Annotated in this window: 10 protein-coding genes and 2 pseudogenes; 5 read left to right on the forward strand and 7 right to left on the reverse strand. The window is 71.2% G+C overall.

The genetic code is table 11. The annotated features are described in order from the left end of the window. Nucleotides 1-710 (forward strand): annotated as a pseudogene (locus M1M07_RS07050) (polysaccharide biosynthesis protein); the annotation flags it as partial. A 164-nt stretch (nucleotides 711-874) separates the two neighbouring features. On the opposite strand, the gene M1M07_RS07055 reads toward M1M07_RS07050, so the two are convergent. Then, the gene (locus M1M07_RS07055) at nucleotides 875-2,116 is read right to left on the reverse strand and encodes a DUF3068 domain-containing protein (RefSeq protein WP_248673676.1); all 1,242 of its coding nucleotides are present in this window, start codon (nucleotides 2,114-2,116) and stop codon (nucleotides 875-877) included. A 195-nt stretch (nucleotides 2,117-2,311) separates the two neighbouring features. Here M1M07_RS07055 and M1M07_RS07060 point away from each other — a divergent pair. Next, nucleotides 2,312-3,415, forward strand: a pseudogene (locus M1M07_RS07060) (acyltransferase family protein); the annotation flags it as partial. On the opposite strand, the gene M1M07_RS07065 reads toward M1M07_RS07060, so the two are convergent. From M1M07_RS07065 to M1M07_RS07080, 4 genes are all read right to left on the reverse strand, one after another. Next, nucleotides 3,382-7,647 (reverse strand): alpha-(1->3)-arabinofuranosyltransferase, encoded by a 4,266-nt coding sequence (locus M1M07_RS07065; RefSeq protein WP_248673677.1) that lies wholly within the window; start codon nucleotides 7,645-7,647, stop codon nucleotides 3,382-3,384. The pseudogene M1M07_RS07060 and the gene M1M07_RS07065 overlap by 34 nt on opposite strands. A 40-nt stretch (nucleotides 7,648-7,687) precedes the next feature. Further along, nucleotides 7,688-7,861, reverse strand: coding sequence for a DUF2613 domain-containing protein (locus tag M1M07_RS07070; RefSeq protein WP_072812050.1), 174 nt, complete (start codon nucleotides 7,859-7,861; stop codon nucleotides 7,688-7,690). Between the two features lie 134 nt (nucleotides 7,862-7,995). Next, nucleotides 7,996-9,078 carry an isochorismate synthase MenF gene (locus tag M1M07_RS07075; protein ID WP_248673678.1) on the reverse strand — a complete coding sequence of 361 codons (1,083 nt, stop codon included), beginning with the start codon at nucleotides 9,076-9,078 and terminating at the stop codon, nucleotides 7,996-7,998. 40 nt (nucleotides 9,079-9,118) lie between these two features. After that, complete coding sequence (locus tag M1M07_RS07080) at nucleotides 9,119-9,586, reverse strand: universal stress protein (RefSeq protein WP_197253982.1); 468 nt, start codon at nucleotides 9,584-9,586, stop codon at nucleotides 9,119-9,121. A 101-nt stretch (nucleotides 9,587-9,687) separates the two neighbouring features. Between M1M07_RS07080 and M1M07_RS07085 the strand changes: the two genes are divergently transcribed. Both M1M07_RS07085 and M1M07_RS07090 read left to right on the forward strand, forming a co-directional pair. Further along, nucleotides 9,688-10,875, forward strand: a complete 1,188-nt coding sequence (locus M1M07_RS07085) for a glycoside hydrolase family 3 N-terminal domain-containing protein (RefSeq protein ID WP_248673679.1) — start codon at nucleotides 9,688-9,690, stop codon at nucleotides 10,873-10,875. Between the two features lie 85 nt (nucleotides 10,876-10,960). Continuing rightward, nucleotides 10,961-11,569 (forward strand): TetR/AcrR family transcriptional regulator, encoded by a 609-nt coding sequence (locus M1M07_RS07090; RefSeq protein ID WP_197253978.1) that lies wholly within the window; start codon nucleotides 10,961-10,963, stop codon nucleotides 11,567-11,569. Between the two features lie 77 nt (nucleotides 11,570-11,646). Here M1M07_RS07090 and M1M07_RS07095 read toward each other — a convergent pair whose 3' ends face one another. Both M1M07_RS07095 and M1M07_RS07100 read right to left on the reverse strand, forming a co-directional pair. Then, nucleotides 11,647-12,504 (reverse strand): MaoC/PaaZ C-terminal domain-containing protein, encoded by an 858-nt coding sequence (locus tag M1M07_RS07095; protein ID WP_197253976.1) that lies wholly within the window; start codon nucleotides 12,502-12,504, stop codon nucleotides 11,647-11,649. Continuing rightward, entirely contained in the window at nucleotides 12,505-13,851 is a 1,347-nt protein-coding gene (locus M1M07_RS07100) for a 3-oxoacyl-ACP reductase (RefSeq protein ID WP_197253974.1), read from the reverse strand. Between the two features lie 107 nt (nucleotides 13,852-13,958). On the opposite strand from M1M07_RS07100, the gene M1M07_RS07105 reads away from it, so the two are divergent. Beyond that, nucleotides 13,959-15,281 (forward strand): acetyl-CoA C-acetyltransferase, encoded by a 1,323-nt coding sequence (locus tag M1M07_RS07105; protein ID WP_197253972.1) that lies wholly within the window; start codon nucleotides 13,959-13,961, stop codon nucleotides 15,279-15,281. Nucleotides 15,282-16,370: the final 1,089 nt, after the last annotated feature.

Genomic DNA, 16,370 nt, shown 5'->3' on the forward strand with positions numbered 1-16,370 from the left:
GTCCGGGGGCGGCGCTGCTGGCCGGGGCGGTGGGCACCGGGATCGTCGCCGCCGGGGCCGCGGTGATCGTGGGTCGTGGTGGCACCGAGCCGATCCCGGACGCCCCGCGCGCCCCCGGGATCGCCTCGGTCCTGCGCGCCTCCCAGGTGCAGCTCGCGCTGATCGCGATGACCTCGCTGGATCTGCTGCTCGCCCGCATGGTGCTCGACGCCGACGCCGCCGGTCTGTACGCGCTGGGCGCGGTCGCGACGAAGGTCGCGTTCTGGCTGCCGCAGGCCGTCGGTGTGGTGCTGTATCCGCAGATGGCCAACCCGACCCGGTCCGGGGAGGCGGTCCGGTCCGCATTGACGGTGATCGTCGGGATCGGGGCGGTGGTCGTCGCGGGCGCCGCGCTGTGTGCCCCGCTCGTGCCGCTGCTCGTCGGCGACGCCTACGCCCCGGTGCAGTCGCTGCTGTGGGTGTTCGCGCTGCAGGGCGCGTGCCTCGCCGTCCTGCAGGCCGGTCTGCTGTCGGCGATCGCGAGCGAACGCACCCGTCTGGCGGGAGTCGCGTGGCTCGGCCTGGTCGTCGAGGCGGTGCTCATGACCACCGTGGCGTCCACGGTGCAGCAGTTCGTCGCCGTGGCGGTCGGGGTCGCGGCGGTCACCGCCGCGGTGGTCGCGGTGCTCGCCGTGCGCGCGGCCGGACCCGCCGTCCGGAGGAAGTCCTGAACACCTCGGCTGCGGCCCAACTGAAGAACTCGCGCGCCGGAACGGCAGCCGCCCACGTGAATTCCGCATGCGCCTGTCCGTTCGCCGCGCGGCCGATTCGACGCTGATACGCGCGAACGCCCGGCCGGGAATCCCGGCCGGGCGTTCGCGTGAGCTCTCGACGGTTACTGCTCCGACGGCGGCTTGCGCAGATCCGTCTTCGGGATCTCCTGCGTCGCGTCGGTGGTCCAGTCCCGCTGCGGCGGGTTCTGTCCCGCGTCGGTGCGCGGGATGACCTGGGTGTCGTCGTTGGTCAGGTCCCGCTGGGTCGGAGCGGCGTGCGCCGGGCCGGACGGGGTGGTCGTGGCCGGGCCGGCCGGAGCCGGGCCGCCGGCAGCGGCGGCCGGGGTGCCGCCCTTGCCGCCGCGCACACCGAGCACGATGCCCGCGATCAGCGAGATGGCACCGAGGATGCCGAGGATGATCGGGACGGTGCGGCCGAACGTCGACAGCTGGTCCTGGCCGTCCTTGGCCTGTCCGACCTGGTACTCGATGGTGTCCTGGTCGAACGGCAGCGTGACCTTCAGGACCGTCACCTCGGGCTTGTCGGCCGCACGGGCGTAGTACTGGTACTGCTGCTCCTGGCCCTTGATGACGACGCCGGTGATCGGATCGACCCACAGGTCACGGACGTTGGTGTACCAGCGGACCATCGTGACCGGCGCATCGCCGCCCTCGACGCCCCACGTGGAGGCCGGCAGGCTCAGCTTGTACGACGGGTTCGACGGATCGGCCTTCGACAGGTCGACCGGATCGATCGTGTGCTGGAAGTGGTAGACCTTGACGCCGCTGATCTCTTCCTCGCCCTTGTACTCGATCTCGTAGTTCTCACGGGCGTTCAGATCGAAATAGGGGTAGTTCTTCTGCTCCACGTCGAACGGGAACTTGTACTGCAGGCCGTCACGGTTGTCGATCTCCGTGGGCGGCGCGGTCGCCGAGGTCTGGATGGTGCTCACACGATCCGGGTACTCCTCCGCCGAGACCGGCATCGAGGTGACACGGTCGACGGTCACCCGGTCCACGGTCGCGGACACCAGGCCGGTGTCTCCCTGCATGTCCAGGCGACGCACCGTCTGGCCGGCCTGCAGCGTCATGATGTCGGCGTTCGAGGGGTCCTCGACCGTGACGAAGCGCTGCGCGACGATCGGGACGTTCGTGTCGACCTGCGCCTTACCGGAGAGCAGCGCCCTGGAATTGAGGATGTCGCCGGTACCCTCGGCCACAGTGGTGACCTCGAGATCGAGCGGCGTCTTCTTCAGCTTGCCCACTGTGTAGGTCGGCACCAGCAGCGCGATCGCCAAGAGGAACGTCCCCAGGCCCACCAACACCAGCGCAAGTTTCCGGCCCGAGCCCGATCGCTCAGCCATGCTGTCTCTCCTCACTCAACGGTTGTCATCGAGTACCCCCACCGGCAGCAGGGCTGCACGGATCGTCTGGTGTACGACAATGCGGACACCACGTGAGCCCAGACACTAACAGCCGACAGTGGTTGTGCGTACGTTCGGATCGCGGAAGAACCCGGACTTCCGGGACAGTACGCATCCCGGGCACACTGGTCGGCGATGACCAATCGACCCGATGCCGGTGCCTCACCTCGTGGCGCGACCGGCTTCCTGCCGGCCCTCGAGGGCATGCGCGGCTTCGCCGCCGTGGGTGTTCTCATCACCCATGTGGCGTTCCAGACCGGTGCCGTGCACGATCCGGTGATCGGCCGGGTGTGGGGCCGTTTCGATCTCGCGGTCGCCCTGTTCTTCGCGTTGTCCGGTTTCCTGCTGTGGCGGCCGCACGCCGCGGCGGCCCGCGGATACGGTGTCGCGCAGCCGACGGGCCGTTATCTCGCCTCCCGGGCCGTGCGCATCCTGCCGGCCTACTGGACCGTCGTGTGCCTGGTACTGCTGTTGCTGCCGGGGGCGGGCGGCGGCTGGCGGGTGTGGGTGGCGAACCTGACGCTGGTGCAGGTGTTCGTGCCGCTGACGCTCACCGAGGGCCTCACCCAGATGTGGAGCCTGTCCGTCGAGGTCGCGTTCTATCTGGTGCTGCCGCTGCTGGCGCTGGCGTTGTGCCGGCTGCGCGGGGACGCCGCGCGGTTCCGCATCCCGGTGATCCTCGCGGCGTGCGCGCTGAGCTTGGTGTGGGTGTGGCTGCCGGTGGCCACCCCCGAGCACATCCATCACGACAACTGGCTTCCCGGTTACCTGCCGTGGTTCGGGGCCGGCATGCTGCTTGCCGAACTGGCCACCGTCGGCGGGACGTGGATGCATCGTCTCGCGGCGCGGCGGGCGCTGATGGCGGCGATCGCGATCGGCGCGTTCGCGCTCGCGACCACCCCGCTGGGCGGGCCGGAAGGACTCACGGACCTCGAGCCGTGGCAGTACAACGGAAAGATCCTGCTCGGCGCCGTGATGAGCGCGGCGCTGCTCGCCCCGTTGACCCTCGCGCCGCGCAGCGACCACCGCATCCTGGCGTCGCCCGCCGCGCTGGCCGTCGGCCGCTGGTCGTACGGCATCTTCATCTGGCATCTCGCGGTGCTGTCGATCGTGTTCCCGGTGTTCGGCATCCTGCCGTTCCACGGCCACTTCTGGTTCGTGCTCGCGGTCACCGTCGTCCTGAGCATCGCGGTCGCGTCCGTGAGCTACGCGCTCGTCGAGGAACCCGTCCGCCGCGAATTCCACCGCAGGACGCGGGCGAAGCGCGGCGACAGCGGCACGGTGGCCAGGCCCAGCGCGACCAGCCCGACGACCGCCGCGAACTGAATCAGGAACGAGTGGCCGACGTAGCCGCCCGGCGCCCGCCACGGGCCCGTCGACAGCATCGCCATCGCGATCATCGTCGCCGCACCGGTCGTCCCCACCAGGATCCGTGAGGCGGCGGTTTCGCCCCGGCGCGCGATGATCACGCCGATCGCCACGGCACCGGCCACCGCGACACCCGCCCCGACCGCGCCCGCCGCCACCGTCGCGACCGCGACGACCCCGGCGAGTCCGACGAGGGTGCTGCCCCACGGCCTCGGAGCGGGACCGGGCAGTTCCTGCTCGCGGCGCCGCCGCGGCCACCATGCCGCCGCGAACAGCGGGATCAGCAGCAGCAGTCCACCGAAGATCCCGGCGCGGTACCAGCGGTCCGTCGCGAACGCGAGGGTGACGGTGCCGCCGGTTCCGGCCGGCACGATCCAGCCCTGCTGCCAGCCGTCCACCACGACCGGGGTCAGCTCGCTGCCGTCCGGTGCGGTCGCGACCCAGCCGACGTTGGTGCTCTCCGGCACCACCACGATCCGTTCGGTGCCGGCGACCGGGACGTCGAGTTCGCGAAGATCCTCGGTCCACGTGCCGGTGGCGAGTTCGACCGGTGCGGGCACGGGCGGCAGCGCCCCCGGGACGGGCAGGTCCACGCTCGACACGACGAACGCGGCGCCCGGGGTGATGTCGAGGTGCACCCGGCCCGCGGGCAGCGCGACCGTGCCGGTGTCGCACAGGGTCGCGGGGATCTCCTCCCCGGAGGCGAGGGCGGCGACCGTCGTCGTCACCGACGTGCGGTAGGAGCGGCCCGCGACGGTCACGACCGGGCCGCTGTCGCAGCCGACGGTGACGGTCCGGTCGGCGGCCGGGTCCTGCGCCCCCAGCGGGCCGTCCTGCCCGAGGACGGTGATCTCGGCGAGGCCGGGCGGGGTGAGCTTCGCGAACCCGAGGATCGTGCGGTCCAGGACGTCGGGCCAGGCGACGAGACTGACCACGATCCGGTCCGTGACGTGCGGTTCCAGATCCACCCGGGCCGAGCGGACGTCGTCTCCGAGGTCGATGTCGCGCACCTGCGGTCCGTTGCCGAGGTTGACCGCGATCCGGGTCGGTGCCACCGGTAGCGCACCGAGGCTCGCGGCCACGTCGAGTCCGGTCACGAGTTCCGGCGACGGCAGTTGCAGGGTCAGGGTCGGGCGTGGTGCGCCGGGTTCGAGGGCGGATTCCGGCGCGGTCCAGGAGGTGCGCGGATCCCCGTCGGTCGCGGCGAACGCGGAGCCGGACAGGTCTGCGACGTCGGCGGGACCGGTCGCGGTGACCCGATCCGGCTGCGCGGCGAGCGCCTCCACCGCGGGACCGGGACGCGTCCGCACCCGCACCTGCGGCGCGACCTCGGTTTCCGCCGGCACCGACAGCGAACGGGTGAACGTGTTCGGTTCCTCCGGGGCCGTCGCCAGCCCGCGGGCGCACCGCACCCGGTCGGGGGTGTCGACGCAGCTGCCGCGGCCCGGGAACTCCTGGCTCAGCTGCCAGCCGAGCACGTCCGCGCCGTCCGGGACCGGCGGCAGTACGATGCGCCGGCGGATGTCGATGGGCCGTGGGTTCTCGCGGTCGGTGAAGTCGTCCACCGCGACCTCGGTGATGCCGAACTGGCTCCCGGCGGTGCCGTCCTCGGTGTGGGTGGCGGTGATGCGGATCCACGTCGTGGTCCCCAGCGGCAACGCGATCGTCTGTTCGCGGCCGGGTTTCTCGACCCGGACGGCGGTGGTGCCGCGGTCGGTTTCCAGCTCCAGCCACTTGACGGGCGAGCCGAGCGCGCCCGGGCTCGTCGTCAGGTGCAGCATGCCGGCCTCGATCGGGGTGTCGAGGTCGAGCTGCAGCCACTGTCCGACCGCGGATTCGAGGCCGTTGCTGTGCCAGCCGGTGGTGGGGTCACCGTCGACGACGGCGGCCGGTCCGCTGCCCGGTGAGGTGCCACCGAGCTGCGTGGCGTCGGACGCGGCGCTGGAGACCCCGATGCGCGCGCCCTCCCATTCGGCGCGGACGAGGTCGGTGTCGGCGACCGGATAGTCCGGCACCAGGTTGTGGGTGCGTCGGGGATCGTCGGCTGCCCGGATCGTCGACGAGTGGTAGTCCACCTGCCCGTAGTCCGTTTCGCGGTCGGTGGGCGTGTCGGTGACGACCACCCCGTCGACGGGCAGCCCGGCGCGCTGCGCGTCCGCGGCCAGCAGCAGCGGGCCGGGCAGCGGCGGTTCGCCGCCGGCGAGTTGCAGCGGCGATTCGGGGCCGCCCTGGACCCGCGGAACCGACGCGGCGTCGACGACATACGGGCCGACGGGCGAAGAGCCCGGCACATCGACGCGGTAGATCTCGATCGCCGGATAGGCGGGCTGCAGATCCGCGTCCGCGACGAAGTCCTCGCCGAGTTCGCGGCGGATGTCCGGGCCGAACTCGGCGACCCGCACCAGGCCGGGGGAGCCGTCGAGGGCGCGGTGGACCAGTGCGCTGCGCGCGGCCGGGGACGTGTCGGGATCCAGATCGTTGCGGACGACCACGTAGCCGATGCCCTGGCCGCGCAGCGTGGCGGCGAGCCCGTCGGAGGGCCGGCCGTCGGCGATGAGCCGCTGCACCGAGTCGAGGGCGCGGATCGCGCCGGGCGGCACCAGCGGCACCGCGTCGCGGGACACCCACGGTGATTCGGCCAGGGCCTGGATCGGTTCGTCGCGGGTCAGACCCCAGATCTGGCTGCCGAACGGGGCGCCCGGCACGATCAGGGCGCGTTCGCCGCGGTCGGAGGTGTTCTCGCCGAGCCACGCCGCGGTCTCGTGCCAGTAGCCGGGGACCTCGTCGTAGGCGCCGCGCGGCGCGAGCTTGCCGGTCCACGCCAGGGAGGTCGCGAGGGTCGCGGCGACCAGGATCAGGGTGGTGAACGCGACCATCGGGTCCCGTTCGGGATGCGCGAAGGCGACGCGGGCGCGTCCCCACGGCACCGACCCGGGCAGCGGCACCCGCCGCAGCAGGTGGGCCAGGCCCAGGACCAGCGGCAGCCGCACCAGCGGTTCGAGTTTGTGGACGTTGCGCAGCGCCGCCCCGCCGGAGTCGAGGAACAGGCGCACCTGCTCGGCGAACGGGGAACCGAGCTCACCGACATAACCCGCGCCGAGCCCGGCCACCCCGACGAACAGGATCAGGGTCAGCCGGCCGCGCGCCGGCATCGAGCGCATCGCCAGACCGGCCATGCCCGCGGCGGCGAGGAGACCGGTCACGAGGACCGCGGCCGGCTGCGTCACGAGCACCGCCCCGGCGATGCGTTCGGGGGAGACGAACGGTGTCCAGCTGTCGGTGCCGCGCAGGATCTCCGCCAGCGACGCCCACTCGGTGGTGACACCGGACGATTCGATGTAGTCGAGGAAGGGCGGACTGACCCTGCCGAGCAGCAGCAGCGGCACCATCCACCACAGCACCGCGAGAATGCAGCACGGGATCCACCGGATCGTGAAGTGCCACCACGCCCGCCCGGGCCGGTGCGCGAGCCACCACAGGCCGGCGACGAGGCAGGCCGCGGCGGTCGCGACCGCGTTGATCGCACCCATCAGCGCCACCGCGACCGCGGACTGCGCGGCCAGTTGCAGGGCCGAACGCCCGGAATCGCCGCGCGCGTACCGGACCACGGGCAGCAGCACCCACGGCGCCAGCATCATCGGCAGGGTTTCCGACGAGATCGACCCGAGGGTCGTCAGGACCCGCGGGGACAGCGCGAACACCACGGCGGCGAGAACCCGGGAACTGCGGCTGCCGATGCCCAGTGCTTCGGCGAGCCGCACGATGCCCCAGAATCCGGCGATCAGCAGCAGTGCCCACCAGATCCGCTGGGTGATCCACGGAGGCACGTGCAGGATCTGCCCGGCCGCGAAGAACGTGCCGTGCGGGAAGAAGTAGCCGTACGCCTGGTTCTGGACCTGCCCGAGCGGGGCGATGCTGCTCCACTGGTGGGATGCGCGGGCCAGGAACCCCAGCGGATTCTGCGTCAGGTCGTACTTGGTGTCGGCCACGATGAGGCCGGGGACCTGCGCGAACGCAAGTACGAACGCCACCGCGGCGGCCGCGTACAACCACCGACGTGACAAGGGTTCGGCGGACGGCCCCGGATCGTGCGGGGCCGTCACGCCGGAGGAAGTGCGTGAACTCGCAGCGTTGCCGGCGCCGTCAGCGGCTGCCGTACTCAACCTGGTTCAGGAGGGAGGAATCGGCGTTGCCGCTGCGGTCGATCTCCGGGCGGGTGTTGTCCTGCACCGCGGCGGTCACACCGAATACCGCTGCAGCACCGAGAACGGCGCCGATCACAGCGCTGCCCAGGCCGGGTCCAAGGAACTTCGCCATGCCCATCTCCCCATCGTCAAAACGTCGGCGCGGGACGTCCCCGCGCCGTTTCGCACCGCGTCAAGGTATCACCCGTGTCACACGGTGTGCCCCCACTGTGTCTCTGTCCGTGTGCCACGACGGTGTGCCCGGAATCAGAGGCCGAGCGTGCCGAGCAGTGTCCGCAGCTTCGCGGTCGTCTCGTCGAGTTCGGCGTCGGGGTCGGAATCGGCGACGATCCCGCCGCCCGCCCACGCGAGGGCACGCAGCCCGTCGGAGCTGATCTCCGCGCAGCGGATCGCGACCAGCCAATCGCCGTCCCCGGCGGCGTCGCACCAGCCGACGGCACCGCCGTAGAAGCGGCGATCACCCTCGACGGCCCGGATCGTGGCGAGCGCCGCCTCGGTGGGGGTGCCCGCGACCGCGGGTGTCGGATGCAGGACCGTCGCGAGGGTCAGGGCGTCGGTGGCCGGGTCGCGCAATGTCCCGGTGATCGGGGTCGCCAGATGCCACACGTCGGGGGTGCTCGTCAGCACCGGGGTCTCGCGGATATCCAGCTCGGTGCACAGCGGGCCGAGACGGTCGCGGATCCACGCGGTGACGTAGGCGTGCTCGGCGAGGTTCTTCGCGGACGCGAGGAGGTCGCGACCGGCCGCCTCGTCGTCGGCGGGGTCGGCGCAGCGCGCGGCGGTCCCGGCGAGCGGCCGGCACGTGACGGTGCTGCCGCGCCGGCTCACCAGAACTTCCGGGGTCGCGCCGACGAGGGTGTGCCCCCAGTAGCGTTCGCCGGCGGCACTGAGGTCCACGGCGTAGGTCGCGGCCGTCGGGTGCCGGGCGACCATGCGCGCGGCGACGGCGAGGGCGTCGAGCGGCTCGTCCGCGTCGAGCGCGACCGACCGTGCGGCGACGACCTTGCCGAACTCGCCGAGTTCGAGCCGTTCGATCAGTGCCCGCACCCGCGCGACGTGGATGCGCGGGGGCGGGTTCTGCGCGGCGACCCGCACCGGCGGCAGTGCGTCGAGGTCGTCGGGCGGGGTCCACGGCCCGTCGGTGACGGTGCTCTCCTCGGGCTGCATCAGCGCCGGCGGGCGCTCCGGGTCGAAGGGCAGGGCCCCGACGATCAGATCGGCCTCGTCGCGTCGCAGTGCCCGTGACGCCTCGGCGGCGGTGTCGTACAGGCGTCTGATTCCGGTGGTGCGGAGGGTGCGCTCCGGGCGCGAGAGAAGGAAGCCGTCCATGATCGCTCGACGATATCGCCCGGCGGCGACGGCGGTGCGCCTAGCGTCCCGGCGGCACGATCAGCACCGGCCGGTGGCTGTGGCGCAGCACGTGGTCGGCGACGGAGGACTGCAGCAGGGACCGCAGCCCGGTGGTGCCGCGGGTTCCGGTGACGATGATGTCGACGTCGAGTTCGTCGGCGGCCTCGATGATCGAGGTCCACACCGCGTTGACGATCTCGACGGTGCGGCCCTCCGCCTGCAGGCCCGCCGCGCGCGCCAGTTCGAGGCCTTCGGAGTTGGTGACCTTGGCGTCGGTGAGCGCCACGTCCTCGCTGTCCTCGTCGGGAACCCATTCGGGTTGCATCACCCCGGAGAGCCCGGACATCCGTGCGGCCTGGCGCACCATCGGTTCCCACGCGGTGACGACGACGGCGCGGCAGGACTCGAGGAAGCGGCCCGCGTATTCGACGGCGCGCTTGGAGTTTTCGGAACCGTCGTAGGCAATGAGGATCAGATCTGCGGGCATCGCACACCCCTTGGGTCGAAACCGGCTGCTCGGGGTGCACATTACCGTTACCGGCGGGCTGTGGGAGCCGACTGTGCGATGGTCGGCTACCGTCGATGTCCATGCGTATCCGTCACAGCCTCGTCGCCGTGCTCGCCGCCGCGACCGCGGTCGCCGGCTGCGGCGGGAACGACTCGCCGGACGTCTCATCGACCGCCGCAACCGAGTCCGTGTCCGCGACATCGGCGGCTCCCACGACCACGACCACGACGACCGAGCCCGTGGCGGCACCGGCACCCGCACCGGTGTGCGGCGACGATCTGCTCGCGTCGCTGTCGTTGCGGCAGAAGCTCGCGCAGCTGCTCAACGTCGGGGTGACCGGCACCGACGACGCGCTGGCGATCGTGCAGTCCGAGCAGATCGGCGGCATCTTCATCGGCAGCTGGACCGACGTGTCGATGCTGTCGAACCGGGAGATCCCCGCGGTCGCCGCACAGAGCTCCCTGCCGCTGATGGTGACGATCGACGAGGAGGGCGGCCGCGTCTCGCGGGTCGGTGAGCTGCTTGGGGAGGATCCGTCGGCGCGGGTCACGGCGCAGACGATGAGCGTCGAGGAAACCTACGCGATGGCGCTCGAGCGCGGCCGCGAACTGCGGGAGCTGGGCATCACCGTGGATTTCGCGCCGGATGTCGACGTGACCGACCGGGCCGACGACGACGTGATCGGCGACCGTTCCTACTCCGACGATCCGCAGGTCGTCGTGCAGTACGCCGACGCGTACGCGCGGGGGTTGCGCGATGCGGGAATTCTCCCGGTGCTCAAGCACTTTCCGGGTCACGGCTCGGCGTCGGGTGATTCGCACACGGGCGCGGTGGTCGCCCCGCCGCTCGCTCAGCTGCAGCGGATCGACCTCGTGCCCTATCGCGAACTCGTCACGTCCGGGGTCGCCGTGATGATCGGCCATCTCGACGTGCCGGGGCTGACCGACGGGCGGCCGGCGAGCATCAGCCCCGCGGCGGTGCGGTTGCTGCGCGACGGTGCCGGGTACGGGGCACCGCCGTTCGACGGGGTGATCTTCACCGACGATCTGTCCGGGATGCGCGCGATCACCGACAGTTACGGCATCGCCGAGGCCGTGGAGGCGGCGTTGATCGCCGGTGTCGACCAGGCGTTGTGGCTGACCACCGATCAGGTGCCCGAGGTTCTCGATCGTCTCGAGCAGTCCGTGCGGTCGGGCGCGTTGCCGGCCGCGCAGGTGGACGACGCGGTGCGCACGGTCGCGCGGGCCAAGGGTGCGCTCGGCTGCTGATTTTCCGGGATTCCGAAATCCGGAGAACCCACCCGCGCTCCTTACCCTAGGGTAAGGAGCGAGACCCGAGCAGTATGGAGGAGACATGGCCGGCGGTACCAAGCGACTGCCTCGCGCGGTGCGGGAACAGCAGATGCTCGATGCCGCCGTGGAGGTGTTCTCCGAGAAGGGTTTCCACGAGACGTCGATGGACGCGATCGCGGCGCGCGCCTCGATCTCGAAGCCGATGCTGTATCTGTACTACGGCTCGAAGGACGAACTGTTCGCCGCGTGCATCGGCCGGGAGGGGCAGCGATTCGTCGAAGCCCTGGCTCCGGCGGGCGATCCCAACCTGCCGCCGCGCGCGCAACTGCGGGTCGCGCTCGAATCGTTCCTCGGATTCGTCGACGAACATCGGCACTCGTGGATGGTGCTCTACCGTCAGGCCCTCGCCCAGCAGGCCTTCGCGAACCAGGTGCGCAGCAGCCGCGACCGGCTCATCGAACTGACCGCGCACCTGCTCGAATCGAGCACGCGCGACCCGGAACCGGACATGGACTTCACCATCATGGCGGTCGCACTGGTCGGCGCGGGTGAGGCGGTCGCCGACCGCATCGCCGGCGGCGAGATCGACGTCGCCAAGGCCGCCGATCTGCTCGAGAACCTCGCGTGGCGCGGCCTCGCCGGCCGCCGACGCACCGATACGCCCGGCTGACCCCCGAATACGGATCGGGTGGACCGGGACGCCCCCATCGCGCCCCGGACCACCCGAAGTCGTTGTGCCGTCCCGTCTCAGCGCAGCGTGGCGCTCAGATGCGGGTACTGCTTCTCCGGATGCCGCAGGGACAGGTCCCAGCCGTCCGCGACCTGCTGCGCGTACAGGTTCACCGTCGCCGGCAGCAGCACCGGCTTCCCGAACCGCACCGAGTACGTGACCTTGTCCGGGACGCGTCCCTCGACGGCACGCAGCGCCGCTGCGGCACTCCACATGCCGTGCGCGATGGTGCGCGGGAAGCCGAATGCCTTGGCGCCCAAGGTCGAGACGTGGATCGGATTGCGGTCGCCGGAGACGGCCGCGTAGCGGTCGATCGTCTTGCGGTCCACCCGCAGGGTCGACGTCGGCACGGGCGGGATCACCTGGGGTTCCGGTTCCGGCTTCGGGGCGCCGGACAGCGATGTGCGCTGCTGGTGCAGGAACGTCGAGGTCTGGCGCCAGACCGGTTCACGACCGACGGAGATCTCGGTGACCACGTCCACGAGCATGCCCTTGCGGTGCTCCCGCAGATCGGTCGCGTGCACCCGGAGGTCCAGCGGTTCGGTGGCGGAGATCGGCCGGAGTTGCTCGATCACGTTCTCCGCGTGCACCGAACCCATGGCCGCGAACGGAAAGCCCTTGGACACCATCAGTTTCATCACGAGGGGGAACGCGAGCGTGAACGGGTAGGTGAGCGGCAGGGTGTCACCGAAACGCAGCCCGCAGACCTTCGCGTACTCGGCGAGGTTGTCCTGGTCGACGCGAACGCCGCGCAGCAGCAGCGTGTCGTCGGGCAGCGTGTCACCCGACGCGCCGACGACCGGCAGCGCGGAGAGCACCGCGCGGGAGTAGACGTCGAGGATCGACGGCACCGAGTCGAGTTCGATGACGGCCATCTACGCCCCCAGCATGGACTGGCCGCACACACGCACGACCTGGCCGGTGACGGCACTCGACGCCGGGTTCGCGAACCACGCGACGGTCTCGGCGACGTCGACGGTCTCGCCGCCCTGCTGCAGGGAACTCATCAGGCGGCCGCCCTCGCGGGTGGCGAGCGGGATCGCGGCGGTCATCGCGGTCTCGATGAAGCCGGGCGCGACGGCGTTGACGGTGATCTTCTTCTCGGCCAGCACCGGTGCGGTGGCCTGCACGAGACCGATGACCCCCGCCTTGGAGGCGCCGTAGTTGGTCTGGCCGCGGTTGCCGGCGATCCCGGCGATCGACGACACGTCGATCACGCGGCCGCCCTCCTTCAGCGCACCCTTCTCGACGAGCACCTCGGTGATCTTCTGGGGAGCGAGGAGGTTGACGGCGATCACCGAGTTCCAGCGGCCCGCGTCCATGTTGGCGAGCAGCTTGTCGCGGGTGATGCCGGCGTTGTGCACGATGATGTCGGCGCCGCCGTGCCGCTCGAGCAGGTGCGCAGCGAGCTTCTCGCCCGCGTCGGGGGCGGTGACGTCGAGCGCGAGGGAGGTTCCGCCGACCTTGTTCGCGGTCTGCGCCAGCGCCTCGCCGGCCGCGGGGACGTCCGCGGCGACGACGGTTGCGCCGTCCCGGGCGAGGACCTCGGCGATGGTCGCGCCGATGCCGCGCGCGGCGCCGGTCACGACGGCGACCTTCCCGGCGAGCGGCTTGTCCCACGACTCGGGCGCGGTGGCCTCGCCGTCACCGATGCGCACGACCTGGCCGTCGACGAACGCGGACTTGGCGGAGAGCAGGAAGCGCAGGGTGGATTCGACACCGGACAGCCCGGCGGGTGCCTTCGGCGAGACGTACACGAGCTGCACGGTCGCGCCGCGGCGCAGTTCCTTGCCGAGGCTGCGGGTGAAGCCCTCGAGGGCGCGCTGGGCGATGCGCTCGTCGACCGAGGACGCTTCCTCCGGCGTGGTGCCGAGGACGACGACACGGCCGCACGGGCCGAGAGCCTTGATCGCCGGCTGGAAGAACGTGAACAGCTGCTCGAGCCCGGCGACGTCGGTGATGCCGGTCGCGTCGAACACCAGGGCGCCGAAGCTCTTCTCGTCGGGCTCGGCGAAGACGTAGTCGGAGAGCAGCGCGCGGATCGGCTCGACGAGCCGGCCGTTGCCGCCGAGCAGCACCGGACCGGCGAGCGGGGGCTCACCCGGCTGGTAGCGGCGGAGCTTCTCCGGCTGGGGCAATCCGAACTGCTTGGCGAGGAAAGCACCGGGTGCGGAGGTGATGAACTGGGCGTAGAGCTTGGGTGCGCCCTTGGTTTCGGCCACGATTCCACCTTCTCTGGTTCGGAGGTCATGCGGTGTCGACAATAACTTACTCGTGAGTAAGAATAGTATCCAGAGTTCGCATCCATCAGAACACCGGGAGACGACACGTGACCACAAAAGCCCGTTCCAGCTCTTCGCGCTCGTCGCGCCGCGTCGCGATCCTCGGCGGAAACCGCATCCCGTTCGCCCGGTCCGACCGCAAGTACGCCCGCGCCTCGAACCAGGACATGTTCACCGCGACCCTCGACGGTCTGGTCAGCCGCTTCAACCTGCAGGGTGAGCAGCTCGGCGCCGTCGTCGGCGGCGCGGTCCTCAAACACAGCCGCGACTTCAACCTGATCCGCGAATGCGTGCTCGGCAGCCCGCTGAGCCCCTACACACCCGCGTGGGACCTGCAGCAGGCCTGCGGCACCGGCCTGCAGTCGATCATCGCCGTCGGCGACGCCATCGCCGCGGGCCGGATCGAGTCGGGCATCGGCGGTGGCGTCGACACCACCTCCGACGCGCCCATCGGTGTCAACAACGACCTGCGCGAGTTCCTGCTGTCGCTCAACCGCGCGCGTTCGACCGGTGACCGCCTCAAGCTGCTCGGCCACGTGCGCCCGTCGATGCTCGGCATCGAGATCCCCCGCAACGGCGAACCCCGCACCGGCCTGTCGATGGGCGAACACGCCGCGATCACCGCCAAGGAATTCGGCATCGCCCGCGCCGACCAGGACGAACTCGCCGCCGCGAGCCACCGCAACATGGCCGCCGCCTACGACCGCGGGTTCTTCGACGACCTCGTCACCCCGTTCCTCGGCCTGACCCGCGACGACAACCTCCGCCCCGATTCGTCGGTCGAGAAGCTGTCGACGCTGAAACCGGTGTTCGGCACGAAACTCGGCGACGCCACCATGACGGCCGGCAACTCCACTCCGCTGACCGACGGCGCATCCGCGGCCCTGCTGTCCAGCGAGGAGTGGGCGGCCGCCCGCAGCCTGCCCGTCCTCGCGTATCTCGTGGACTCCGAGACCGCCGCGGTCGACTACGTCCACGGCGGCGACGGTCTGCTGATGGCCCCGACCTACGCGATCCCGCGCCTGCTCAAGCGCAACGGCCTGACCCTGCAGGACTTCGACTTCTACGAGATCCACGAGGCGTTCGCGTCCGTCGTGCTCGCGACGCTGCAGGCCTTCGAGTCGGAGGAGTACTGCAAGGGCCGGCTCGGCCTCGACGCACCGCTCGGCTCGATCGACCGCAGCAAGCTCAACGTCAACGGATCGTCCCTGGCGGCCGGGCATCCGTTCGCCGCGACCGGTGGCCGGATCGTCGCGTCGCTCGCCAAGATGCTGCACGAGAAGAAGGCCGAAACCGGCAAGCCCGCACGCGGCCTGATCTCCATCTGCGCGGCCGGGGGACAGGGCGTCACCGCGATCCTCGAGGCCTGAGAAGACCGCACGAAAAAAATTCCGGAAGGTTTGTAACGTCCCGGGGAGAGGGTCGATAGACCTATCGACCCCGCATTGCTGCCTGACCCCCGACCTGGTGGCAACGCGGGGTCTTTCTCGTTTCCGGTGCCCTTGCGCCGGGCTCGGATCGGAGTGCGCCGGGACCGGCATTTACGCTTGGTGGAAAGGCGCACCCGGTCGTGGGGTGCCCAGTCGGAAGGACACGGGTGAGTGGTAACAACGGGGCGGACGACCGCGCGAACATGAGCGGTGCCGTTCCCCCCAACGAGGCGGAAGCGCAGAGGAAGCCCGAAACGGCCGCCGCGGCCGCACCGGACCACACGGCAGGAACCGCCGCCGACGCGAAACCCGATGTCGTTGCCGAGCCGACCGCCCCGGCACCCACCGAACGGTTCGTCTCGATGGCTCCGCTCCCGACCCCGTCGAAGGCCGCCCCGGCACCCGAACCGTCCGCAGCTCGGAACGGCGCGGCCGCCCCCGTCGAAGAGGCCCTTGTCGAGGAGGGCGCTGCCGAGGAGGGCGCTGCCGAGGTCGCCGATGCGGCACCCGAGCGGGAAGCCGGGGACCGGGCGCCGGAGACACCGGCGGCCGCGGAGGAGCCCGTCGCCCCGGACACGTCCGCCACCGAGAGCGCGCCCGCCGCGCCGGAGACCCCGCCGGCTCCCGAGCCCCCGCAGACTCGGCTCAAGCCTTGGGAAATCCCGACCGCCGCCATTCCGGCTGCGCCGAAGAAGCCCGCGCCCTTCGCGTTCACCAAGCCCGTGTTCACCGAGCCTGCGGCCCCGGTCGAGCCTGCGGCACCGACCGCCGCGACCTCCCTGAAGGACGCCGGAATCGATCCGCCGGCCGCGGACCGCACCCCGGACGAACCGCCGACCGCGCCGCAGGCCGGTCTGCAGCCGGAACCGGCCGCAGAAGCACCGGCCGAGCAGGCACTCGCCGCAGCACCCCTCGAGCAGGCAACCGCTGCAGCGCTCGTCGAGCAGGACACCACCGAGGTGCCGGCCGAGCAGACGCCCACCGCGGCACTCGCCGAGCAGGCGCCCACCGAGGCGCCGGCCGAGCAGG

It is taken from the genome of Rhodococcus sp. HM1, assembly GCF_023218075.1.
Taxonomy (GTDB): domain Bacteria; phylum Actinomycetota; class Actinomycetes; order Mycobacteriales; family Mycobacteriaceae; genus Rhodococcus.

Excerpts from the sequence above, each read along its gene's own strand:
- M1M07_RS07080 (WP_197253982.1), bottom strand. The coding sequence starts at position 9,586 with ATGCCCGCAGATCTGATCCTCATTGCCTACGACGGTTCCGAAAACTCC.
- M1M07_RS07075 (WP_248673678.1), bottom strand. The coding sequence starts at position 9,078 with ATGGACGGCTTCCTTCTCTCGCGCCCGGAGCGCACCCTCCGCACCACC.
- M1M07_RS07055 (WP_248673676.1), bottom strand. The coding sequence starts at position 2,116 with ATGGCTGAGCGATCGGGCTCGGGCCGGAAACTTGCGCTGGTGTTGGTG.
- M1M07_RS07070 (WP_072812050.1), bottom strand. The coding sequence starts at position 7,861 with ATGGCGAAGTTCCTTGGACCCGGCCTGGGCAGCGCTGTGATCGGCGCC.
- M1M07_RS07090 (WP_197253978.1), top strand. The coding sequence starts at position 10,961 with ATGGCCGGCGGTACCAAGCGACTGCCTCGCGCGGTGCGGGAACAGCAG.
- M1M07_RS07085 (WP_248673679.1), top strand. The coding sequence starts at position 9,688 with ATGCGTATCCGTCACAGCCTCGTCGCCGTGCTCGCCGCCGCGACCGCG.
- M1M07_RS07095 (WP_197253976.1), bottom strand. The coding sequence starts at position 12,504 with ATGGCCGTCATCGAACTCGACTCGGTGCCGTCGATCCTCGACGTCTAC.